General features: G+C 45.1%; 20 protein-coding genes and 1 pseudogene. 10 read left to right on the top strand and 11 right to left on the bottom strand.

Translation table 11 applies throughout. The features are described from left to right. Nucleotides 1-15: 15 nt before the first annotated feature. From IM473_RS12945 to IM473_RS12935, 3 genes are all read right to left on the bottom strand, one after another. The gene (locus tag IM473_RS12945; protein WP_287660031.1) at nt 16-333 is read right to left on the bottom strand and encodes a KGG domain-containing protein; all 318 of its coding nucleotides are present in this window, start codon (nt 331-333) and stop codon (nt 16-18) included. Nucleotides 334-864: 531 nt separating this feature from the next. After that, entirely contained in the window at nt 865-3,111 is a 2,247-nt protein-coding gene (locus tag IM473_RS12940) for an IMS domain-containing protein (RefSeq protein ID WP_287660030.1), read from the bottom strand. Between the two features lie 47 nt (nt 3,112-3,158). Beyond that, entirely contained in the window at nt 3,159-4,364 is a 1,206-nt protein-coding gene (locus IM473_RS12935) for an RNA-guided endonuclease InsQ/TnpB family protein (protein WP_287660029.1), read from the bottom strand. A gap of 315 nt (nt 4,365-4,679) precedes the next feature. Between IM473_RS12935 and pdhA the strand changes: the two genes are divergently transcribed. The 4 genes from pdhA to IM473_RS12915 all read left to right on the top strand — a co-directional run bounded on the left by pdhA (nt 4,680) and on the right by IM473_RS12915 (nt 9,987). Continuing rightward, nucleotides 4,680-5,714: a pyruvate dehydrogenase (acetyl-transferring) E1 component subunit alpha gene (pdhA, locus tag IM473_RS12930; RefSeq protein WP_287660028.1), complete on the top strand. Its 1,035-nt coding sequence runs from the start codon at nt 4,680-4,682 to the stop codon at nt 5,712-5,714. Between the two features lie 349 nt (nt 5,715-6,063). Then, on the top strand, nt 6,064-6,846 hold the full coding sequence (locus IM473_RS12925) for a hypothetical protein (RefSeq protein WP_287660041.1): 783 nt from the start codon (nt 6,064-6,066) through the stop codon (nt 6,844-6,846). Nucleotides 6,847-7,386: 540 nt separating this feature from the next. After that, nucleotides 7,387-8,325, top strand: coding sequence for a glycosyltransferase family 2 protein (locus IM473_RS12920; RefSeq protein ID WP_287660027.1), 939 nt, complete (start codon nt 7,387-7,389; stop codon nt 8,323-8,325). A 60-nt stretch (nt 8,326-8,385) separates the two neighbouring features. Continuing rightward, nucleotides 8,386-9,987 (top strand): glycosyltransferase family 39 protein, encoded by a 1,602-nt coding sequence (locus IM473_RS12915; RefSeq protein ID WP_287660026.1) that lies wholly within the window; start codon nt 8,386-8,388, stop codon nt 9,985-9,987. A gap of 14 nt (nt 9,988-10,001) precedes the next feature. On the opposite strand, the gene IM473_RS12910 is transcribed toward IM473_RS12915, so the two are convergent. Beyond that, complete coding sequence (locus IM473_RS12910) at nt 10,002-10,343, bottom strand: DUF8822 family protein (RefSeq protein ID WP_287660025.1); 342 nt, start codon at nt 10,341-10,343, stop codon at nt 10,002-10,004. Between the two features lie 34 nt (nt 10,344-10,377). On the opposite strand from IM473_RS12910, the gene aat reads away from it, so the two are divergent. From aat to IM473_RS12895, 3 genes are all read left to right on the top strand, one after another. Then, complete coding sequence (gene aat / locus IM473_RS12905; protein WP_287660024.1) at nt 10,378-10,959, top strand: leucyl/phenylalanyl-tRNA--protein transferase; 582 nt, start codon at nt 10,378-10,380, stop codon at nt 10,957-10,959. A gap of 225 nt (nt 10,960-11,184) precedes the next feature. Then, nucleotides 11,185-12,291: a hybrid sensor histidine kinase/response regulator gene (locus IM473_RS12900; protein WP_353738166.1), complete on the top strand. Its 1,107-nt coding sequence runs from the start codon at nt 11,185-11,187 to the stop codon at nt 12,289-12,291. A 20-nt stretch (nt 12,292-12,311) separates the two neighbouring features. Next, entirely contained in the window at nt 12,312-13,712 is a 1,401-nt protein-coding gene (locus IM473_RS12895; protein ID WP_353738165.1) for an ankyrin repeat domain-containing protein, read from the top strand. Between the two features lie 182 nt (nt 13,713-13,894). On the opposite strand, the gene IM473_RS12890 is transcribed toward IM473_RS12895, so the two are convergent. From IM473_RS12890 to IM473_RS12880, 3 genes are all read right to left on the bottom strand, one after another. Further along, on the bottom strand, nt 13,895-14,617 hold the full coding sequence (locus IM473_RS12890; protein WP_287660040.1) for a Stp1/IreP family PP2C-type Ser/Thr phosphatase: 723 nt from the start codon (nt 14,615-14,617) through the stop codon (nt 13,895-13,897). A 44-nt stretch (nt 14,618-14,661) separates the two neighbouring features. Then, nucleotides 14,662-16,350, bottom strand: coding sequence for an ABC1 kinase family protein (locus IM473_RS12885; protein WP_287660038.1), 1,689 nt, complete (start codon nt 16,348-16,350; stop codon nt 14,662-14,664). Between the two features lie 91 nt (nt 16,351-16,441). Then, the gene (locus tag IM473_RS12880) at nt 16,442-16,747 is read right to left on the bottom strand and encodes a DUF6825 family protein (RefSeq protein WP_287660021.1); all 306 of its coding nucleotides are present in this window, start codon (nt 16,745-16,747) and stop codon (nt 16,442-16,444) included. A gap of 270 nt (nt 16,748-17,017) precedes the next feature. On the opposite strand from IM473_RS12880, the gene IM473_RS12875 reads away from it, so the two are divergent. Next, a complete protein-coding gene (locus IM473_RS12875; RefSeq protein WP_287660020.1) occupies nt 17,018-18,241 on the top strand; it encodes an ABC transporter substrate-binding protein in 1,224 nt (407 codons plus the stop codon). 85 nt (nt 18,242-18,326) lie between these two features. Here IM473_RS12875 and IM473_RS22740 read toward each other — a convergent pair. From IM473_RS22740 to acsF, 4 genes and pseudogenes are all read right to left on the bottom strand, one after another. After that, nucleotides 18,327-18,491, bottom strand: a pseudogene (locus tag IM473_RS22740) (Txe/YoeB family addiction module toxin); the annotation flags it as partial. Between the two features lie 50 nt (nt 18,492-18,541). Further along, entirely contained in the window at nt 18,542-18,775 is a 234-nt protein-coding gene (locus IM473_RS12865; protein WP_002751995.1) for a hypothetical protein, read from the bottom strand. Between the two features lie 312 nt (nt 18,776-19,087). Further along, nucleotides 19,088-19,627, bottom strand: coding sequence for a zinc ribbon domain-containing protein (locus tag IM473_RS12860; RefSeq protein ID WP_287660019.1), 540 nt, complete (start codon nt 19,625-19,627; stop codon nt 19,088-19,090). Between the two features lie 157 nt (nt 19,628-19,784). Beyond that, the gene (acsF, locus tag IM473_RS12855; RefSeq protein WP_002738012.1) at nt 19,785-20,861 is read right to left on the bottom strand and encodes a magnesium-protoporphyrin IX monomethyl ester (oxidative) cyclase; all 1,077 of its coding nucleotides are present in this window, start codon (nt 20,859-20,861) and stop codon (nt 19,785-19,787) included. Between the two features lie 423 nt (nt 20,862-21,284). Between acsF and IM473_RS12850 the strand changes: the two genes are divergently transcribed. Further along, a complete protein-coding gene (locus tag IM473_RS12850; protein WP_172963183.1) occupies nt 21,285-21,710 on the top strand; it encodes a hypothetical protein in 426 nt (141 codons plus the stop codon). Continuing rightward, on the top strand, nt 21,691-22,488 hold the full coding sequence (locus IM473_RS12845; RefSeq protein ID WP_287660018.1) for a hypothetical protein: 798 nt from the start codon (nt 21,691-21,693) through the stop codon (nt 22,486-22,488). The genes IM473_RS12850 and IM473_RS12845 overlap by 20 nt, the downstream gene beginning before the upstream one ends. The last annotated feature ends 380 nt before the right edge of the window (nt 22,489-22,868 follow it).

Genomic DNA, 22,868 nt, shown 5'->3' with positions numbered 1-22,868 from the left:
AAGAGTCAACCCAAGTCAACTATTTGCTTCCGAGTTGCCAAAATCTGGGGAATTTTCACCTATAGACTCGTTGGTTGGGTAATTTTCCTCCGAGTTTAAGTTTTTGCGACTGCCTTTGTGGGAATTTTTACCCCCTTCCCGTCCGATAGCTGCCATGTGGGCGCGATCCCGGCTAACTGCTTCACCGCCCTTTCGTCCCGCTTCGCGAGCTTCTTCGGAGGTAAATTCGTGGGCTGTACCTTTTTGATGAGCAGCCTTACCACCTTTACTAGCGATTTCCTTTTGTTTAGCTTGATCCATAGAGGCAAAACCGCGTTTACTCTTACCTGTCATAATATCTCTCCTTGTGAATGCTGATTTTAAAAGTTCTTAAAGACTTATGCGAGATTTTTAAAACATCAAAATCATGATCCTGTCGCTGGACAAAACATTGAGATTGCCCCGCTTTTTTCCTCTAAGAACTATGGATTCCCATCTAGGATCATAACTCATTAGCTTGACTTCTAGGGAACTAATTACAGCAATCAAAGGGCATATTTTATGTTAAAAAATATTAAGCAAATCGAGCATTTATCAGTCTAAAGATATAGAAGTTATCTTAATGGTGAGGTACAAAGGTTGCCTTTGGAGGAGTCAGAATTCAGTTATCAGTTATCAGTTATCAGCTTTTTTCTCCCCGCTCCCCGCTCCCCGCTCCCCGCTCCTCACTCCTCAATTCATAATTCATAATTCATGATTCATAATTTATAATTCCCACTCCCCCACTGATTACTGTTTACTGTTCACTGAAAAGGCTGCCATGCAGCCTTAATTGGGTGTGCGGGCAGCCTAAAGCGTGGTTTTTGGGGATTTAATCGGAAAAAATTAGGGTAAGACTTGGGTTTTTTCGATCAACCATTTATCTCCTTGCCGTACCAAATCATAGCGCACCTTCAAGGACTCATTATAGGAACGATTGACAATTTCCTTGCCATTATGGAAATACATGGCCTTTTCGTTTACTATCGCTTCCACCGTCGCTAAATTAGGATTTTTCACATTATTAGTAACCGAGCGCACATCCACTTGATGATCGTAGCGCCAATAATTATTTCCTTGTAAAGCCGCCGCTCGTTTTTGCCAAATTTCCAAGGCTGAACCCGTTAAAACCTCCTTCAATTGCTCTTTTTGGTGTTCACTGCCAAAAGCCGCCGATTTTGCCCCTAACCAAGCTTGAATCGTCTCCTTGGCTGTTTCCTTGTCTAAGGGAGTCCTTTCCATCACTTCCGCATTAGCCGAGGGAATTTCTAGTATGGGAGTATTTAAAGAAATCGGTAACTGTTCCCCTTGCAAGGCTGCCAAAGGAGATTGACTATCGACAATTGCCTTCACCCCCAAGGCCAAGACTGCGATCGTTCCCACTAATCCTACCCCCAATATCGCCACTCGATCGAGTCGCAGTTTTCTGCGGGCTGGTCGTCTCCGTTTCGGTGCGACTAGGTCGGTTTTTGCCGTTTCTAGGGCTGCCGGCCCGGAGTTGCCTGCTGCTTGGTGGCGCGGGCGACTAGGACGACGACGGGGGGGATTAAGTGCCGGTTGAGGATCGGCTGCCGTCACCACCACACTGCCCTGAGTATAGGGGGTGAAGGTTTCCTCCTGAGCGGTGGCTCTCAGGGCAGGTACAGTAGTACCTGTCCGCTCACCGTTAACTCTAGCTAAAGACGGTTTTTGGGGACGAGAGTGGGAAGAAGAATAAGCAGATTCCCTCATCGGTGTCGCTCCTGGCACTGGGTTTAAATGGGTGGGGGGGGTGTGGGTTTTGAGAACATTTACTTCCGATTCTAAGGGTTCGCCAGTCTTTTCTCGAACCGACCAGGCAACTTTTTCGTCAGGAAAACCTGACAATTCTTCTAAATAATTTTGTACGTCTTCCTCGGCAAAATACTCTTTGAGTGAGGCTTTCCGCTCGACTAAATCACTAAAATGGCAGAAAACTTCTGTTTGTAACCAACGCTCACCGTAACGACATAACCCGGGTAAAAGATCGGCAGATTGCCCGGATTGTTCCTTAATATAATTTAATATTTCTTGCTCTTGACTTTTTTCTAAAATTGTGCTTGCTCGTTCCGTCTGACCGAGCAGTAGGGCGCAGATCGATCGCTCTAGGGAGACATCCTGATGTTTTTGTAATTGCTGTAGGCGCTCGCTGGCTGCGACAATAGCGGCGGGTTGTTTTTGGGCGAAACCGCGGGCGATCAAGGCATAGACCAGCAGATAATTACCCACCGCCGAGGGGCGTTGTGCCTCTTTTGCCCAGATTTTCTCCTGTTCGTCCTGAGTTAAATAAACCCGTAACTGTTGAATAAAGCGTAAAAAATTATCCACCCCCAACCCAGAGCGATCGTCGCCCTGGCCATCGATGCCGCCGCGAGCGGCCAACATCTCCTCCAAGAGATTTAAGCCGCGCTGACGGGCAAGACTAGGTTTTTTTTCTTGGGATAACAATTCCAGTATCCGGTAGGGACGCAGGCGATCACAATCATGGCGAATCTCGCTGGCCACTTGCGGGAACATTTCTTCTTGTTCCAACCAAGTCAGGGCTTTGGCCGCGGTGCTGGCGGCTTGTTCATAATTTTTATCCTGCCAATATTCCCGACTTAATTCCCCGTAGGCCAAAGCCAAGGTTAAGATCATGTCTGGGCGAGTAGTTGGCTCCAAATCTAGATAAGTTTCGGCCAAACGAATCACTAACTCGTATTCTCCCAACTCTTGCAGGATGAGCAAAGCTCCCACCAGATCGGCGGGGGCAATGGTAATCTGGGGAGTGGGATATTCTGGAGGAGCCGCAGCCACCTCGCCACCCTGAGAATCTACGTTTTCGGCGGTGCTTTCTGGGTTGAGAAGCAAGGGATTGGGGTCGAAAAATTGGGCATCGTAATCACGACGGCGATCTGGCTCACTTAACACTTGGTAAGCTTCATCTAGCAAGTGCTGACGGGCAATGATCGCTGTTTGACTGTATTCTTGACGTGGCAATTGCCGTCCCCGGTCGGCGTGGGCCAAATCAATCTGCTCGGCACTCACCTGAAAGGGGATTCCCAATATCCTGTAGTAGTCGAGAGGAATGCGCACGGTTAGCTGTACCTCAACTCTGGAGAGTCCTTAGTAATCTACTCCCGTTAAAGCGTCAGCTTAACGGGAGCTTTCTGTAACCCTAAACTTATCGGGCAAGCCAATAAATTCGGCTCTCTGGGCTGGATTACACTCAGCCCCAAAAGTCTAATCATCTTGCTACCGTTCGCGTCTGCGTCACCAATCCAACCACAAGTCTTATTACTACACTTAAACGATTTTCCGCTTCTAATTCCGATATGTAGGCAACAATGACAGGTTTGAGAGGTATATCGTGGATTAACCGCGATAACCTCAACTCCTTCTTTAATGCCTTTGTATTCGAGAAATTGTCGAAGTTGATAGAAAGCCCAAGAGTTAGACCGTCTTCTCTCGGTCTTATTTCGTGGTTGTTGGTTGGTTCTCTCTCGAATACCGGTTAGGTCTTCAATAGCGATAATCGAGTTGGTTGATTTTGCCTCGGCAACGATAGCTTTACTGATTACATGATTTAAGTGCGCTTGGTATCTTCTCTCCCGCCCCGATAGCCGCTTCAAGATCTCCCGACACCTACGCCTGGTGGATCTAGTGCCTTGAGACGCTTTCCTTTGCAGAGAAGCTCGAACGCGACTGTATTTATCCCTCGTTTCCTTGATTCCCTCCCCCGACCACGATTGATCGGTTGATGTTACCGCGATGTCACGACGGCCGAAATCGACCCCGATAATGTTATCCGCGTTGATAGGTTTCGGCGGTTCCGATTTTAGTTGGATGTGGACATACCAACCGCCGTCACGATGTAGGCAGATTTGAGCGGAGGTCGGATTTTGCCAAGTAAGTTTCCCCCGATGGTAATTGCTCGCTCTCAGGGGAATGGTTAACCGTTTCCCCGTGGTGCTAACAGTAATCGCCCAATCTTTCTCGACGAAACGGAAGGTTCGAGCGTCACAGTCGAAACTTGTTGGAGCAAAGTTCTTGACCTTCTTCCCTTGAAGTTTTGCTGTCAAACGATTAGCCGCCACCCGACCGCAAGCTCTGACAACGTGGTTAGCCGTCAATCCGAACCGATCCTTAACGTCCTGATAACAGACGGCTTGAATCGAGTTCCGGTTAGTCAGCCGGGGATTGACGTTCTCGTTAATCCAGCTACAAGCCGACGCAAAAGCCGTACAGGTATCGGACAGCGCTTGTTGTTGTTCGCTACATACTTGAAGCTTGATCACTAGCGTCAGGACTTGTTCCACGGCCTCAAAAAACTCACCAACAGGAAGCATAACATATTTAGAGTCGATGCGCTACGCGCGTTTTATACTGGTCGGCATTCCTCCGCCGCCAACCCGTAGGGTGTAACGGGGGCATCCTGCCGACATCTAAGGTGAATTAAGTGATGTAAGTGAGAGCGGAGCGAGTAAAATAACAAGATACCATCTTATCCTAGCCAATCTCTGACTGACTAAGATTAGATTTGAGAGAGAAAATACGAAGAACCCCTTGGTTTAAGACCAAAAAATTCACTGCCAGAATTCTCGAAAAATCTACCGCTTCCTCTCCCCTTGCCTTTTTGTTGTCTAAATGATACTACAGACCCTATGATTTCCGAACGTACTTTACCAACCTTTAATCCTGCTTCCATCGTTATTACCAAAGCTGAAGGTCTTCGCCTATACGAAGATATGGTTTTGGGGCGGATGTTTGAAGATAAATGTGCCGAAATGTATTATCGGGGCAAAATGTTCGGTTTTGTCCATCTCTACAACGGTCAAGAAGCGATATCTAGCGGTATTATTAAAGCCTTGCGTCAGGGAGAAGATTACGTTTCTAGCACCTATCGCGATCACGTCCACGCCCTCAGTGCCGGAGTTCCCGCTCAAGAGGTAATGGCGGAGTTATTCGGCAAAGCTACCGGCTGTAGTAAAGGACGGGGCGGCTCCATGCATATGTTTTCCGCCGAACATAAGCTTTTAGGGGGTTACGCTTTTGTGGCCGAGGGGATTCCCGTCGCAACCGGGGCGGCTTTTCAAAGTAAGTACCGTCGCGAAGCTATGGGTGATGCCAGTGCCGATCAGGTAACGGTCTGTTTCTTCGGGGATGGGGCGAGTAATAATGGCCAGTTTTTTGAGTGTCTGAATATGGCCGCCCTCTGGAAGTTGCCGATTATCTATGTGGTGGAAAATAATAAGTGGGCGATCGGTATGGCCCACGATCGAGCCACTTCTCAACCGGAAATCTATAAAAAAGCCAGTGTTTTTAGTATGGTCGGTGTGGAAGTGGACGGTATGGATGTGGTCGCCGTTCATGCCGCCGCCAGAGAAGCCGTGGCTCGGGCCCGCGCCGGTGAGGGACCGACTTTAATTGAGGCCTTAACCTATCGTTTCCGGGGTCACTCTCTGGCAGATCCCGACGAGTTACGCAGTGCTGACGAGAAACAATTCTGGGGCGAAAGAGATCCGATCACTCGCTTTGCCGCCTACCTCTACGAGCGAGAGCTGGCCACGAGAGAGGAATTAAAAGAAATCGAGCAGAAAATTCAAGCTGAAATCGAGGAAGCGGTTAAATTTGCCGAATCTAGCCCCGAACCCGATCCTAGTGAACTAACTCGCTTTATTTTCGCCGAAGACGAGTAATTTCAGTGATCGGTGATCAGTGATCAGCTGCTGAAGGCAAGGGGCAACAGGTAAGAGACAAGAGACAAGAGGCTCTAAAAAAGAATTTGGCAATTCTCCTACCTAAAAAGAAGGTTAGAAACTAAGTAGATCAAAGCTTTTAGCTTAACCAATTAGGTTTTAGATTCGGTCGAATTTTTTCTTGACTAATCACTGTTTACTGATCACTGTTTACGCGACTGTCAACTAAGGTATTCTATGAGGGGGAGAAGAAAAATCCCGCCTCGAAGATGGTTGCTGTTGAAAAAATCCGTAAAAAATAGTTGCGCTCTTGTATAATTCGCTAAAATCCAGAGAAATAGCTTTTGCCATGGCGACTACAGAAGCATTGAACCCCAGTCAGTTCTCACTCTTAACCAACCTCACCGCTGATCGTTCAAGTTCACCCAACCCACAACAAGAAATGGACAAAGTTATCATTCTCGTTAATGCCGAAGCTCAAGCCAGTGGTCAGATGTCTCGGCTATCGCCCGTTACCGAAAAGATGGTGATTGCCTTAAAAAATGCGGTTCCTAAATCCTTGGCGGTGGAGGTGACGGGGACGGCTTCTTTGTGGTCAAAAATGGAGTCGGGTAAAACCAGCCAGAATAATTTAATCTGGTGTCCCTTAACAATTCAATTACCCAATTGGGTGAATTTTCCTGGTAAAAAAGTTTATCAAGCTTGTCGGGATATCGAGGAAAGACGCACTTGGGTTGCCCATACCCTGCACTATAAAACCAGTCAGGGAGATTCCTCTTTTGGGGATCTTTGGTTGCCGATCACGGTGACATCTAAGGGTTTAGAATACGGTGAGGTAATCGGAGAAGGCATGATCCCCAACGCCTACAGTCAACCGATTAGTCTAGAAAGAGAGAGTCTTAAGTCTTTACATCGGCTGGCAGCGCAATTACTGGATAATTTACAGGCTCCTGCTTCCGTTTATTTGCTACAGTTTCGTCTGGCTCATCGAGAAGTGGTTTTTGATCGTCTCTGGCCTTTTCCTGCCGCACCTGCGATCGCTTCTCTGCGCGGTCAACAGACGGATCTCTATGCAGCCTACTGGAATTGTTTACGTCGGCAAGCAATGCTCGACCATTCCTTGGCAATTTAATCCAGTAGCAGAGAAAAACTGTCTAACTTTGGCCACAACAGCGATCGATCCCTAAACTATAGTCATTTCAATTAAGATTGAGAATATCAATCCCAGAGTTCATCAGGTTTTTGTCGGTCTAGAGTGTATCAGACTTATCTGAAATGACTATATCTAAAATTAAATCACTGACGGCGTTAGCGATCGGCTGGTGTGGGGAGCGGGGAGCAGGGGACAAGGGGAGAAGGATATTGTTTGAAGGTGGGATAAGATGCGATCGCCAATGGAGAAGCAAGGTTTTTGAGCCACTAGCTTTCAAAATCTTGCACCTGTTCCGCTAAAAAAGCTCCAAAACCCTTACTTCGTCTATATTGCACGTTTATTAAGCCAAGCCTAATTATTGGTGCTGCCCAAGAAATCGGCCTCCCTTTCATTGCTGCAGTTTAAATGCAATGCAGCTTAGCAGTAATCTATTAAGTTGACAAAAGCGATACTTTGGCAGAATATTTAGCGTAGCAGCCGCCATAAAAACACGGCTTTTGTCCGTTCAATCTCTCGAAAATGCCGAAATATTCGCTAATTATTCCGATTTATAACGAGGAAGAAACCATTCCAGAACTCTATCGTCGTGTCAGTGCCGTCATGGATGGTTTAGATGATTCTGTGGAACTGATTCTGATTAATGATGGCAGTCGGGACCGGTCCTTAAAATTAATGCGGGAACTACAGGAAAGAGATGCTAGGGTCTGTTACATTAGCTTTGCTCGTAACTTTGGCCATCAGGCAGCAGTAACGGCGGGACTCAATTTCGCTAGGGGTCAAGTTATTGTTGTCCTCGATGCCGACTTGCAAGATCCACCGGAATTGATTCCCAAAATGATTGAGTCTTGGCAAGCAGGTTATCATGTGGTTTACGCCCAGAGAACAAAACGGAAAAAAGAAAGTTGGTTTAAACGCCTGACTGCCTACGTTTTCTATAGATTGCTGCAACAATTAGCTGACGTGGATATCCCTGCGGACACGGGGGATTTTTGTCTGATGGATCGTCAGGTGGTGGACTTATTAAATTCTATGCCAGAACGGAATCGTTATATTCGCGGTTTGCGCGCTTGGATTGGTTTCCGACAAACTGCTGTTAAATTTGAGCGGGATCCCCGGTTTGCCGGCGAAGTCAAGTACACTTTAAAAAAATCCTTAGCCCTAGCGATTAATAGCTTGGTGTCTTTTTCTAAGATTCCCCTGCGTCTTTCCACTTATTTAGGCTTATTTTCTGCTTTAATTGCCCTGTTTATGGCTTTACTGGTTCTCTACTGGCGCCTGCAGCAACCCGACTCTCCCGTTACCGGTTTAGCTACTATCTTGATCGCTGTGTTTTTCTTGGGTTCGGTACAATTGATCAGTATTGGCATATTAGGGGAATACATCGGGCGAATTTACGAAGAAGTTAAAGGCAGACCAGCCTATACGATCGCTGAGATCGCTGGGTTGGAAATCAATTAAACTTTCCCAACAACTATCAATTAATTCTTGTCGATTGATGACCTACGGACAAATAAACTTATGATGGATCAGAGAAAATATTTACCCGATCGATTGGCCGCTAATTTCGGACAGTTTTTGATCATTGCTATTTTATTAATCGGAATTGGCCTACGATTTTTCAATTTAGAGCAAAAAGTCTATAGTGCCGATGAAGTTAGACGTATTATGCGTTTTTCGGGATACACGATTCAAGACGTGCGGGAGCAGGCTTTCAACGGTGAAATTATTGGCAGGAAAGACCTACAATATTTTCAACATCCTCATTCCGAACGCTCTCTATCCGATGCCTTGCGCTCTCTGATGGGCAATCCAGAACATCCACCCCTATACAATTTGTCAGCGCGCTTCTGGATGCAGTTAATCCCCATCGAACATTCGGCCAGAACTTTCTCGATTTTCTTAAGCATCTTAGCCATGCTCTGCCTTTATTGGTTATGCCTAGAATTGTTCGATTCTTCGCTAACGGCCTGGATTGCAAGCGCTTTATTCGCTGTTTCTCCCTTTCGGATACTTTCGGCACAAAATGCTACCCAATATAGTTGCTGGACAGTGACAATTCTTTTATCAGGAATTGCTCTTTTACGAGCAATCCGTAAAAATACGCTTAAAAGTTGGCTCTGGTATAGCCTCAGTTTAGCCTTGACTTTTTATACTCATTTATTTTCTGCTCCCGTCGCCATCGCCCAAGCTTTATATGTGATTCTTCTAGAGAGATTGAAAATTACAAGAACAGTTGTTAGCTATGTATTGGCAGCTGTTGGCAGCTTAGTTTTATTTAGCCCTTGGCTATTCGTGATTTTTACCAACCTAGACAAAATTGATCGCAACACCCAATACTATCGACAGTTTAAGACTAATATTATCCAAATATCTCAAACCTTATTCCGTAATATTGGTCATCTATTTGTGAATTTCTATCACCGCAAAGGAAGATTAGAGTCGGCTTTTCATCTATTAATATTATTGTTATTGGTTTATTCTCTTTACTATCTCATCCGATACGCATCGCCGAAAGTTTCGTTATTCCTCATAACTTTGATTGTTGTTCCTACACTGTTTCAAATTGTACCTGATTTATTAAAACCATCGCTTCGCTCCCTACAAGCCAGATATTATATGCCGGTTTTTCTGGCAGTGCGGATGGCTATATCCTACCTGATTGCCAGTTATATCGGCTCAAAATCGCCAAAAAATTGGCGGCACTATTTGGGACAACAAATCTTGCTAATTTTGCTGCTACTAGGTATAGTATCAGGTGTATTTCTGGGTTTAAATCCTGATGCGGCTTTAGATGATCAACGAGGTACAGCCAATGGAGCTAATCTAGAAATCGCCACTGTTTTAAACTCCATGACCAAGCCGATAGTTATCAGCGATAGTACCCCTAGTTTCTTTTTGGGATTATCCTATTTAGTTAACGATCAAGTTAAGTTTCAATTATTTCAGGATGGCGATGTGGAATCGTGGCGGCAAAAACTCAATCTCAAGGAATTAGCCCAAAACTACAGTAATATCGTCGTGGCACATCCCGAAGAAGATTTTGTTAACTTCTTAAATGAGCAGTACCCCATTCGTACAAAAAAATTAGCAGGGGCGCTAATAGAAATTAAACTCCAATAGCAAAGAAAAACTGTCTAACTTTGCCCACAACAGCGATCGATCCCTAAACTATCTAAAATTAAATCACTGACGGCGTTAGCGATGGCAAATTCACTATAAAAACTTTCGCGAAAGTCAAAAGCCTGCATCTCGGTAACGATCGCAATTACTAGACAACCGAGATCGTTTTCCCCTTCCAAACGCTGACGCAGAAAAATTTGACTAGCGCGTTCAGCGATAGTTTCATTAATAGCTTCGGGAATAAATTCTGCATCTAACCAACGATGTAAAGCGGTGCGCAGCCAGGTTTGTTCCTGTTGGGGATTTTCGATCGGTGGTAAAGTAATAGGCGGAATTGGTGGGGGATGATCGGGCATAATTAGAGAATGATCAGGCTACAAGACTGAATTCTTGGGGGGAGTCGTGGATACCGCCTCTATTATACAAGGATACGCACGCGGTTACTTTCTCATGGCCGATGAGGGGGGGCGATTGGATTGGTATTCTAGTAAAAATCGCGCTCTTATCCCTCTAGATCGGCGTTTTAGGTATCCCACGTCCCTAAAACGAGTTTTGAATCAAAATCGCTTTAGCGTGACTATTAACCGCGATTTTGCTGGGGTTTGTGCCGGTTGTGCCGATCGCTCGCTGACTTGGATTTCCCCGGAGTTAATCCAAATCTATCAGCAATTACACCAAGCCGGTTGGGCCTACAGTTTCGAGACGTGGCAAGGGGATCAATTAGCGGGGGGGATTTTAGGTTTAGCAATTCGCGGGGTTTTTATCGGGGAATCGATGTTCTATAAAATTCCCGATGGTTCTAAGGTAGCCATGGTCAAGTTAGTCGAACACCTCAGAGAACGGGATTTCTGTTTATTTGATGCCCAAATGCAAAATCCCCATCTGGCTAGATTTGGGGCCTATACTATCTCCGAAAAAGAATATCATCCCCTACTTGAAGGCGCTCTGTTGAAGCATTGCTATTTTGTTTAAGTATTGTTTCCGATTGTGGCAGTCATCTTAATAGTGAGGTACTAATTTTTCGTTTTGGGGGGACAGTCGTCACGATTCGGTCGTCAATAGCAAATTAGACTATACTTCATCTTTAAGAAAAAAGCTGTAAGAATCGACCTCGAAAATGTCTTGACCATCGAACCCGATTCGAGGTATTCTATCAGGGTAGATCAGACAGTAATGAAATTCAGATTTAAATTGGCAATGTTAAACCAGTTAAGAATTCTAATTGTTGATGATAATGAAGTAGATCGGATCGCCGTGCGCCGATTCTTAAGAACATCGGAGATGGCGATAGAAATAACAGAAGCCGCTGACTATCAAGAGGCTAAAGAACAGATGTCCAATAATCTTTTCGACTGTATGTTTATCGATTATCTTCTACCCGATCGAGATGGTTTGACTTTGGTGCGGGAAATTCGGCAACAGGGACTTAGAATACCCCTAATTGTCTTAACCGGTCACGGAGACGAAGGAATTGCCGTAGATATGATGAAAGCCGGTGCTTCCGATTATCTGAGTAAATTTCGTCTTTCTGCCTCGCGCTTAAATCAAGCGATGCGAAACGCCCTACGCATCTATGAAGCGGAACAAGAAGTGACGATTGCCAAACAAGAAAAAGAGCAATTGGCTAGACAAAAAGAAGATTTTGTTTCGAGGATGACCCACGATTTGCGAACTCCCTTAGTGTCTGTCAATCATATATTAGAACTATTTCAAGAAGGTTTATACGGTGAGATTACTCCCGAAATGAGTCGAGTCATTCATGTGATTATTCGCAGTAATAAAAATCTCTTGGAAATGGTTAATAATCTTTTGGAAGTTTATTGTTATGAAAACGGCGAAAAGATACTTAATTTTACTAAATTAAAGATTATCGATATTCTCGAAGAAGTCTGTCAGCAGTTAACTCCCCTTGCCCGAGAAAAAGGACTAGAATTAAGCTTAAATGCCGAAAATGCCGAGGAAATTTTCCTAACTGGCGATCGCTTGGAACTGCGGCGCGTTTTTACCAATCTCATCGGCAATGCGATTAAATTTACCCAAAAGGGTGATGTGAAAATTCATCTCATCCCCGCTACAGAGGAAGATACTTTTGTCACCATTGTCGTCGAGGATACTGGTATAGGCATTTCAGCAGAAGAACTACCCCGGATTTTCGAGCGCCTGTACTCCAGTTCCCCAGACAGTTCCAACAATGGGTTAGGACTTTATCTCTCCCGTCGCATTGTTGATGCTCATGGGGGAACTATTGCCGTCACCTCAGAATTAGAACGGGGTAGTAGCTTTTCTGTCCGTTTACCTGTCTAGAAAGATCGATAATAGAAAAAATACTTTCTGCCGATCGGTCACTGTTAATGGCTTCTAATTGGGATATCTTGTTAATACAAGCGGCGCGTCAGGGCAATCTCGCGCGGGTTCAAGCTTTACTGAGTCAGGGGGCAAATGTCAACGCCACTGATGGGCAAAATACTACGGCTTTAATCTATGCCGTGCAGGGGGGTCATAGGGAAATTGTGGCAATTTTGCGAGAATTTGGGGCTGATATCAACAAAAGTAAACAACCCCAAGGTTTAAGCCCTCTCATGTTAGCGGCTGCCCTCAATCACAGTGAAATCCTTGCTCAATTAATCGCCGTCGGCGCTAATGTCAATCAGCTCAATCAAGATGGTACACCAGCACTAATGATCGCCGTTTATAAGGGTCATACAGCGATCGCAGAACAGTTATTAACCGCCGGCGCTCGGGTCAATATGCGCGATCGGGATGGAGATACGGCTTTATCTGTAGCGATCAAACAAAATTACGCCGCCATCGTCCGTTTACTGCTCGATAGTGGTGTAGATGAAGAAATCCGTCAACAAGCTTGGTTACAGGCTCTCACCGCTAATTGCCCAGAAATCCTCGAATTGTTTATTACCCGTGGTATGCCCCTCGATGCTCCCACTTTATCCGGGGAAACTCCCCTAATTTTGGCTGTAGAGAGGGGAAATCTCGGCAGCGTGCAAACTTTACTGCAAGCGGGAGCAAATCCAAACATCAGCACGGAGGAGGGAGAAACTGCCCTCATGATCGCCGCTGCTGAGGGATATTTCGATATTGTCCGACTTTTACTCGCTAAGGGGGCCAGTGTTGACAATCAAAATCAGGCTGGAGAAACGGCCCTGCATTTAGGGACGATCGAAGGACATCTAGAGATCGTCCAGGCCTTACTACAAGCCGGCGCTTTTGTCAATCACCGTAACCATTTTGGTGATACACCCTTGATCATCGCCACGGTGCAAGGATACGAAGCGATCGTTTTAGAATTGTTAAAACAGGGGGCGGAGCCTAACCTAACTCAGCAGGGAGAAACACCGTTAACTCTAGCTCTACAGCGCAAATTTACGAAAATCTGTCGTTATCTCCTCGACTACGGGGCTAATCCCAACGCCGTTTATCCCGATGGCAAAACCGTCCTCATGAAAGCTTGTGAGGGCAATAATAGTCAATTGGTGCGCCGGTTAATCGATATCGGTGCTGATGTCAATAAACTCGATTTTAGCGGCGCTTCCCCTTTAATGTGGGCGAGTTATCACGGTTGTCTCGACACGGTTAAAGTTTTGTTAGACGGGGGAAAGGTGAACTTAAATCAGAAAAATCAAGGGGGAATGACCGCTTTAATGTTAGCTAAATTTAATCACCATCAGGCGATCGTTTCTTTATTAAAACAAGCGGGAGCGATCGAGTAAGCTGCCCGCGAATTTAAATTGCTTGTTGAGATGAGGCTGCGAGGCAGGAGATAGGGTGGTCACTGCGTGCGCGTTGCGGGGGGTGTTGGGGTGTTGGGGTGTTAGGGTGTTGGGGTGTTAGTTGAAATTCCCCCACTTCCCCACTTCCCCACGAGAAACTTTTTGCCGCAAACCCTAGATAGTCAACAGCTTACCATGACCACGGTGATATTATCGGAACCGCCAGCTTTTTTGGCTGCTGCCACTAAATTCTCGACAATTTCCTGACAATCAGCACCGGTTTGCAAATAATCGCTAATTTCCTCGTCGGACACTTCTTCCGTCAAACCATCACTACAGAGAATTAAACTATCGCCAGATTGCACATCAAGGGGAGACACCGTCACTGGGGGCAAATCGCGACGACCAAGGCATTGAAATAAAACGTGCCGCCAAGGGTGGTTTTTCGCTTCTTCTTCGGACATATCACCCATTTTTATCGCCCTAGCTATCCAAGTATGATCTTCCGTCACCTGTTCTAATTTTTGCTCACGAAAGCGATAGAGACGGGAATCACCAATATGGGTGTACCAAGAGCCATCATCTCGGAAGATAGCCATGACTAGGGTTGTCCCCATGTCCTGTCTTTCGGGATTTTTCAGTTGATCTTCAATAATCTTCTCGTTAGCGGCAGTAATTGCCTCCTGCAGCAATTCCCCGGCAGCCAGGGGCGAATGCCAGTGTTCTTCTAGATGAGCTTGGATAGTTTCAGTGGCGATTTGACTAGCTTCCTGGCCCCCCGCATGACCTCCCATACCATCGGCAACGATAAAAAAGCGTCGCTCGGGGTCGATATAATAACTATCCTGATTAACCGATCGCACTACACCAGGATCGGTCAGTCCTCCAAAAGAAAGATTGTTCATGGAAATTTCTGCTGCTAACACAATAATTATTATCCTGCGATCAATTACATCATGCGATCCTGACGTTCAATTTTTCGCCAAAGTCTCAAGAGGGCTATCCCCGGAAGCAGGGAAATCGCCATCGGCACTAAAGTTAACCAACCAAAACCACTGACAAATAGAAGCGTCGCTGAGATAAGCAAAGCACTTATGAGTAAAGTATAGTTGGTTCCCATTTGAATCATACCCAATCGCCGCAAAAGTCGATCGGATTCGCTGGAACGTACCCGGACACGGATATCACCCCGTTCTAATTTTTCGATCGTATCATCGATGCGTCGGGGTAAACTCAGGGCGGTGCTGCTCACTTGGGCTGCTTGTCGTCCTAACTCATCGAGGAGATTACTGCCATTATTTCCTGTCATATCATTTACTAATTGCAGGGCAAAAGGTTGGGCCACTTCCATAAAGTTAAATTCGGGATCGAGTCCTTTGCCTACCCCTTCTAGGGTAGAAAATGCCCGCATAACGAAGGTAAAGGTAGCGGGAAAGCGAAAAGGCTGATCGTAGGCGATTTCATAGAGATCATCGCTGATAGAGGCTACGGATTGCTCCTCAAAGGGTTTATCCATGAAGTTATCGAGCATATACTGGATCGATCGCCGCACTGCTCCCATATCACCATTAGCAGTTAATGCTCCTAAATCTACCAAAGAAGTGACCACGCGATCGGCATCTTTTTGGGCAATTCCCAAGAGAGTCTGCATTAATTTTTCGCGCACGTTGGTTTTAATTTGTCCCATCATGCCGAAATCGTAGAAAATTAAAGAGCCATCACTATCAACGGCGATATTGCCGGGGTGAGGATCTGCGTGAAAAAAGCCGTTATTGAGTAGTTGAATTAGATAGGCTTTTGCCCCCAGTTTAGCCAACAATTTGCGATCGAGTCCGGCCGCTTCTAGGGCTTCATAATGACTGATTTTGATGCCGGGGAGGTATTCTAGGGTTAAAACCTGGGGAGAGGTGTAGCGCCAATAGACTTTCGGTACTTTCACCCAATCTTCCCCGCGAAAATTACGGCGAAAAGTGTCGGCGTTACGACCTTCGTTGAGATAATCGGTTTCTTCCCAGAGGATTTTACAGCATTCTTCATAAATACCCGTCCAATCGCGACCTTTACCCCATTTGGGATGATTTTGGAAGTATTGGGCGATTTTTTTCAGGATGGTCAGATCGATACTAAATAATTTTTTCAATCCGGGCCGTTGGACTTTGACCACCACATCTTCCCCGGTGTTCAGTTGGGCCCGGTGAACTTGTCCTAAACTAGCGGCTGCTAGGGGGATGGGATCGAAGCTTTTAAAGAGTTTATTCAGGGGTTTACCGAGGGATACCTCGATAATTTTGCTGGCCTGTTCGTAGGTAAACGCGGGGACTTGATCCTGTAGTTTCGAGAGTTCTTCCACATATTCGAGGGGAAAAAGATCGGCGCGAGTGGAGAACAGTTGACCGACTTTAATAAAAGTCGGTCCCAATTCTAGCATGGTTTCCCGAATCCAAGCGGCCTGTTTTCTGCGTCTGCCGGCGAGTTTTTCTTGGCTATAGCCGCCGTTATAGCTCCATTTTTTACCGTTGAGCCAGAATTGATACAGTACAGTCAGAACGAATCGCCAAATATCTAGACGACGACGATTGATGGAATAGTTTTCTCGATTCCAACGATAGCTATTTTTGGCGACTTGGAGGGCCGGCATTGCTGGGTTTAACTCTGGGGTAACGGGGACAGGTAGAAAGGCTGACACGCAATTTTTGGGGCTTTAAAGCGACTAAAAGGGGGTTTTGGGGTTAATTACGGTGGTTTTTTAGTTCTGAGCGCAATTGGGCGATTTCGGCCCGCATTTCGTCGATGTTTTCCTGCACATCGGCACTGGAGGAACCACCGGACTCTGTACCAGTATATACTCCCTTTTCCATGGCTTGATCGGCTCTCATTTGCACTTCTTCGACGAATTGCCGCAGGTTTTCCCGTTGTTCGGCATCAAATTTGCCTAATTCGCTTAAAGCGTTGGTAAACGCATCTTCTAGCTGTTCACCGATCACTTCAGCGATCGCTCGTCCGAGGAAAAAGGCGTGAATAACGGGGTTAGTCATAATCTTAAATGGATGTTTTCGCTTCGGGGTTTGTGGACGGGAAAGGCGATAATAGATTCCCTAACTACTAGGTTAGGCGACAGAACCGGAAAAGGCAAATCGTTTTTCTGAAAACGGAGGTGAGACGGGGAGGTTAATCGACAAAATTAGGGGAAAGAAAAGGCTCTAAGGGAGCAGAATCCGGTTTGATCTCGTCGAGAATTATCGCTGAAATCAACCCGATTCGCGAAATAATATTGTCATCAACAATACCATCCCTGGAGAGTTAAGATGCTCAGAAAACGTTTATTAATCCCCTTAATCTTATCCCTAGTCACTTTCGGTCTAGTGGTGGCCTGCAATTCTGGCACTCCCACTGGTCAAACTAACCCCAGTCCCGCAGAAAACGCCGCCACTGCTGCTATTCCCATCGGTGCAGCTTTAGCCCAAACTAGCAATCTCGCCCTATTGGGACAGGAACAGGTGATCGGTGTCAAGATGGCTGAAACATATTTTAATAAAAAGGGCGGGGTCAATGGAACAGCGATTAAAGTTATTATCCAGGATGTGGCTGGGGATGAACAGGGGGCGATCAACGCCATTAATACCCTGATCACCCAAGATAAGGTGGTGGGTATTCTTGGTCCGTCCCTGTCTCAACAGGCTTTTGCCGCTAGTCCGATCGCCGATCGAGCCAAAGTTCCTATTCTCGGTCCGTCTAACACCGCTAAAGGTATCCCCCAGATCGGTGAATATGTGGGTAGGGTGTCCGCTCCTGTGGCTGTGGTCGCTCCCAATGCGGTTAAAACCGCTTTAAAAATCGATCCCAAGATTAAAAAAGTGGCTGTCTTTTTTGCCCAAAATGATGCTTTTAGTAAATCGGAAACGGAAACTTTTCAAGAAACCCTGAAGAGTTTAAATCTTGATATTGTCACCGTGCAGAAATTCCAAACCACCGATACAGATTTTCAAAACCAAGCCACCGCCGCTATTAATATTAAACCAGATTTAGTGGTTATTTCCGGTTTAGTTGCTGACGGGGGCAATTTGGTCAAACAGTTGCGACAATTAGGCTATCAGGGGTTAATTATTGGTGGCAATGGTTTAAATACTTCTAATATTTTCCCAGTTTGTCAAGCTCAATGTGATGGCATTATCATTGCTCAAGCTTATAACCCGGAATTAGATAGTCCTATTAATCGGGATTTTGTCGCCGCTTATACAGCAGAAAATAAAAAAGCACCGCCCCAATTTACCGCTCAAGCTTTTACGGGAATTCAAGTTTTTGTCGAGGCCTTAAAACGGGTAGATGATAAAAATAAACTCAGTACACTTTCCCTCGAACAAATTCGCCAACAATTAAATCAGGAAATTTTAGCGGGTAAGTATGTCACTGTCCTGGGAGATATTGCTTTTAGTCCCGAAGGAGAAATCATTCAGGATAAATTCTCCGTGGCACAAATTAAAATGGATGCCGATGGTAAAAATGGTAAATTTACTTTTGTGGAAAATTAATAAGTAAGTGGTTCTTCTCGCTTCTACCTCGTTGCAAGGGTATCCCTTGCAACGAATTTCCAGAGGTTCTAGCTTTTGTGTCATAATCAGACACGCTATAAACTAGGCGGTGTTCTTTTGTAATGCGTCGTGACCACAATCCTGATAGTTCATGTTTTAATGCTTCTGGTTTTCCTAATCCAGAAAAAGGCTATCTTTGAACATCTTTAATCAGGCTGACAATTTTAGCGTAAACTTTTTTATCTGCGATCGCCCATTAATTAAACTCATCAAAACTTCGGGTTAGAAAGGCGACTTTCCTCATAATTTAGCAGCATCTACATAAATATAACTATCAGGATTTTTCAGAGATTCTATTGCCTCTTGGAGATGTTGACGGTTAGCTTCTGTGGAAAGCAGATAGTCCGTTTCATCCATTTCAGCAGCTTCTTTAATCAACAAAATCGCTTCGACAACTGTTCCTTCTGGTAAGTCGAGGGGAGGTAAACTAAGTTGACCATTTTTGATGATTGTTTGGTATTTTAGTGCATTCATATACTTTTACTATTCTTGAGATTTTATTGATTATAGCAGTTTCAATGATAACTTGGCTCTTCTCGTTTCTGTATAGTCTTACCTCGTTGCCAGGCGGTCCCTTGTAACACACTTCCAGAGGTTCTAGCTTTTGTGTAACCCATCAGGGAAGGGAGGGAGACACTCCCTCCCTTGTCTTCAGTGTTAAGAATGTTGGACATAGATAAACAGGCGATTTAGTGGGAAAAATGCGCTCGCTGTGGGTTAATCTGGTTAGAAGCGGGTCAATTCAGCCAATATAAACAGAATTTTGCCAATTTAGCTAAACAGGTTTTATTGCTGTAACTGATGACCACAGCTACTACAAAAGCGATCGGTTGCCGCTACTTTTGCCCCGCATTGACTACAAAATCGCGTTTTACTGACGGTTTTTGCGTCTCCCATACTCATTTTCATATCTCCCATTTGCATTTCCATGGGGGTAAAATTCATCGACATATTACCCATTTTCATCGGTTGCATCGGTTGCATCGGTTGCATTGGTTGCATTGGTTGCATCGGTGAGGAGGAGAAACTGGTAGCGGTTGTCGATTGAGAGGACTGAGAAACTCCAGAGGTATGAGGAGAGGAAAAACCGATACTGCTCCCTTGAATTTGGATTCTGTGGGGTCCGGTTTCAGTGATAATTTCAATAATCGCCCCTTGGGGAATTATCTCTATTTGGGGTTCTTTTGTCCAAACTCCCGTAGCAAAACTACTGCTAGACTGCTGTTGTTGTCCCACTGTACCACTAGCGAGGGTTACAATCGTCTGCAGCCCTTGATTATCGAGATAGAGACGTTGTCCTGTGGGTAATTCACTATAAATAGCCATATTTTTGACAGTGAAAAGTAAAAAGTAAAAAGCTAGTTAACACCCCTAGGATCCAGTCTAGCGAGGATAAAAATGTTAGAGGATTTTCTTAAGAATTTTATCGACAAAAAAAGGGCGGTTTTACCCACCCTCACCATGTCTCAAGAAAACAAACTTTTTAACGGACGCTACCGGCTAATTTATCGACCCGAATCGGTTTCATCAGGTACAATTTGAGGAATTGCCAAGCATTAGAGGCGAAGATAGGCAATTTCTTCAGGAATTTAACCGGTGCGGCACTGTTTTCGCTATCGATCGCCCGTAATCCCTCGTTATTGCGAACACAAATTTCTAGGCGATCATAGAATTCGGGACTATCCACATCAAGAACAATCGGGAAGACGCGGCCGGCGGTTTCATTGGTCTTCTCGATTACATACTTATCGTACTCGCGAGCGTCCAAACCGAGAATGGCGTAGAAACCAGAACGCTGAGTATCATTGAGATACATCGTAGCGAAGACCGAAAGCAGGAAGAAACGACACCAGAGACGAGCGCGCCAATCATTAAGAATATCAGGCTGCGCACGCATGATCGCATCAAAGAAGTCCCCGTGACGGTTTTCGTCTTGACACCAATTCTCGAAGAAGTTAAAAATCGGATAAACCCGATCTTCGGGATGTTGTTCGAGATGACGATAAATGGTGATATAACGCCAATAACCGATTTTTTCGGAAAGATAGGTGGCGTAGAAGATAAATTTCGGTTTAAAGAAGGTGTAGTTACGGCTTTTGGTTAAAAATCCCAAGTCAAGGGAGAGGTTAAAATCCGATAAAGCCTTATTAAGGAATCCAGCGTGACGCGCTTCGTCCCGGGACATGAGGTTAAAGCATTCTGCGAGGACGGGATTTCTGTTTTTTAAACGTCTGCCGAGTTCTTTGTAGAGAAGAAAGCCGGAAAATTCAGCCGTGCAGGATCTTTCCAGAAATTCCACGAATAAGCGACGAGTTTCGCCATCAATGTGATCCCAAGAGCGATCAAATTCTTGATTGCGAACGAAGTGATGCCGGTTATAATCGGTACGGAATTCCTCTAAAATCGCTTTCAGTTCTTCCTCGTTAGCGGCGATCGACATTTCCGCCATCGCTTCAAAATCAGTGGTGTAGAAGCGGGGAGTGAGGATCGTTTCTTTAGCGGGAACTTTTATACCCGGACGGATTTCCTCGAATTCTGGTTTTTGGATCGTGCTGACCATAGGGATTATTGATTTTACTCTGGGATGATGATTGAGACGAGTAAAGGCTTTGACTTGATAATGACGAGCCGTGAAAAAACGGCTAGGATTCACTATAGCAAGCTCTCAGCCCTAGACTCCCTTCCTGTTCATTAAAAGTTACAACTCTTAATTAAGCTGTGTAAACAAACGCGGCTTTTTCCCTGGGAGTCTTGACAAATGTTCGGAGATGTGGGGTTTGTTCAGTGATCGGTAAACAGTCATCGGTAATCGGTGAACTGAAAACGGCTCTCCCAGGTTTGGTGGATAAAATGTATTCTAAGATACATTCCTGCTAGCTAGGGGGTGGAGCGAACCACAGAGACACAGAGGACACAGAGATCGATCGCTTCTATGGTAAGTTAAGCTGATCACACAGAACCTAGAAGAGCCGAAATGATTTAGATGAGTCAGCAACCCCCTCAACCTCTTTCAAAGCCAGATCCGAATCTTCCAGAACTCAAAACCAAGACGGGTAAAAGAGCAGAGCGCTTGTTGCTGAACGTTTGGGAACCCCTAGATGTTTTAGGTCGAGGGTTAATGGGGGATTTATGGAGAGCCGTTTATCTCTCGGTACAAGATGCGATCGCTCTTAGTATTTTGTTACAACTTCCAAGTTTCATCGGTCGTGTCATTATCGGTAAAGACTTTTCTGGTTTTGACGTATGCCTGCAAGAAAACCCGTTAGGCGTATCGCGCTATGCTTGTTTTATAATCATCACATCTGACTTTTGCCTGTGGATTATTCTAGCCGGTCGAATCATTGGGCGCTTCTGGGTAGATCTGCGTGGATTAAAAGGAGGTAATAAGCATGGCTCAGGGAAATCATAATGAATTAAATCTCTATGAAGAGGCTAAGGCTGGTTTATTTTCCTTAGTTCAGCAGACTGTGGCTGTATTCATAGGTTTTGTCCTCATGTTACTAGTTGCTGGAGGTGCTCCTTCAAGTTTTGTCATAGCACTAAGCTTTTGTCTTGGTACTGCTTTTGTGGCTTGGAGTGAACAGAAACGAGTAAGAAATTTGAAAGCAGTTGACTCATCCATTCCGCCAAAAGAATCTGAGACTGCAAGTATAGTAACAGAAGAACGATCTAACAAAAATTCAAGTACTTTAGATATTCAAACCCTGCGTCAACAAAGGCTTTTGGAAGACCTAAAGATACTAGAAGAACAATTAATGACTACAAGTTCTGTACCTGATAAATTTCGACTACGTGAACAGATTAGAAGTCTAAAGAGCGAGATTGGGAGTTTTCTAGGAGGAGTAAGATTAGGTGTTGAGGGAGACTATTACAATGTTAGTCAAGCTACTGCTGTTGGCAAATATCGATCTGACAACAACACATTCGTTCAATTAGATCAAAAGCAGACTCTTGCTGAGGCGGCAGCGGAGATTCAGCGTCTTCTCAAACAGCTAGAACAAACTAATCCAAGCGTTACTGAAGCTGAAAAGGTGGCTTACGTGAGTGATGAAACCACTCCTAGTTTCAAGCGTCGTGTTGTCGGTGCGTTACAAACGGGTGGTGAAGCTGCAATTGAAGAGTTTTTGGACAATCCGTATGTCAGTGTTGGTAAGGCTGTTCTCAAAGATTGGATGAAGCCAAAATGAGTTCTATGCAGGCAACATAACAGGAACGTTGGGCGGATAAAAGTATGAATAACACATTGCCATCAGCAAAATCAATTCCCAGTGCGATCGCCGTTCTTGTAGGGTGCGTTCCCTAATGTGACTCCTACTGCTCCACCGATCGATTTTTGGGGAACGCACCATGTACATTTATTGAAACTGTGGGTTAGAGTGCGATGCCGCTCTGGTGGTCTCAGTTGAGGAATGTTAGCGAAGATTCCCAATAGACATCTCCAAAAATTTGTAAGTCAGTCACAGCAAGGAAGACAGGCAGATTAGACCAAGAGTCAAAATTAGCTCTAAAAACCGATTAATCAGGGTTTTAAGAGACAAAATCGAATTTTGACGGAAAACTATGGCTA

Origin of the sequence: Microcystis sp. M015S2 (assembly GCF_020245945.1) — a bacterium.
Taxonomy (GTDB): Bacteria; Cyanobacteriota; Cyanobacteriia; order Cyanobacteriales; family Microcystaceae; genus Microcystis.
The sequence above is the reverse complement of the archived record's forward strand: the minus strand, read 5'-3'. Positions and strand labels throughout refer to the sequence as shown.

Coding starts and splice junctions, on each gene's coding strand:
- IM473_RS12945 (WP_287660031.1), bottom strand. CDS start 333: ATGACAGGTAAGAGTAAACGCGGTTTTGCCTCTATGGATCAAGCTAAA.
- IM473_RS12935 (WP_287660029.1), bottom strand. CDS start 4,364: ATGCTTCCTGTTGGTGAGTTTTTTGAGGCCGTGGAACAAGTCCTGACG.
- pdhA (WP_287660028.1), top strand. CDS start 4,680: ATGATTTCCGAACGTACTTTACCAACCTTTAATCCTGCTTCCATCGTT.
- IM473_RS12925 (WP_287660041.1), top strand. CDS start 6,064: ATGGCGACTACAGAAGCATTGAACCCCAGTCAGTTCTCACTCTTAACC.
- IM473_RS12920 (WP_287660027.1), top strand. CDS start 7,387: ATGCCGAAATATTCGCTAATTATTCCGATTTATAACGAGGAAGAAACC.
- IM473_RS12915 (WP_287660026.1), top strand. CDS start 8,386: ATGATGGATCAGAGAAAATATTTACCCGATCGATTGGCCGCTAATTTC.
- IM473_RS12910 (WP_287660025.1), bottom strand. CDS start 10,343: ATGCCCGATCATCCCCCACCAATTCCGCCTATTACTTTACCACCGATC.
- IM473_RS12900 (WP_353738166.1), top strand. CDS start 11,185: ATGTTAAACCAGTTAAGAATTCTAATTGTTGATGATAATGAAGTAGAT.
- IM473_RS12890 (WP_287660040.1), bottom strand. CDS start 14,617: ATGAACAATCTTTCTTTTGGAGGACTGACCGATCCTGGTGTAGTGCGA.
- IM473_RS12885 (WP_287660038.1), bottom strand. CDS start 16,350: ATGCCGGCCCTCCAAGTCGCCAAAAATAGCTATCGTTGGAATCGAGAA.
- IM473_RS12880 (WP_287660021.1), bottom strand. CDS start 16,747: ATGACTAACCCCGTTATTCACGCCTTTTTCCTCGGACGAGCGATCGCT.
- IM473_RS12875 (WP_287660020.1), top strand. CDS start 17,018: ATGCTCAGAAAACGTTTATTAATCCCCTTAATCTTATCCCTAGTCACT.
- IM473_RS12865 (WP_002751995.1), bottom strand. CDS start 18,775: ATGAATGCACTAAAATACCAAACAATCATCAAAAATGGTCAACTTAGT.
- IM473_RS12860 (WP_287660019.1), bottom strand. CDS start 19,627: ATGGCTATTTATAGTGAATTACCCACAGGACAACGTCTCTATCTCGAT.
- acsF (WP_002738012.1), bottom strand. CDS start 20,861: ATGGTCAGCACGATCCAAAAACCAGAATTCGAGGAAATCCGTCCGGGT.
- IM473_RS12850 (WP_172963183.1), top strand. CDS start 21,285: ATGAGTCAGCAACCCCCTCAACCTCTTTCAAAGCCAGATCCGAATCTT.
- IM473_RS12845 (WP_287660018.1), top strand. CDS start 21,691: ATGGCTCAGGGAAATCATAATGAATTAAATCTCTATGAAGAGGCTAAG.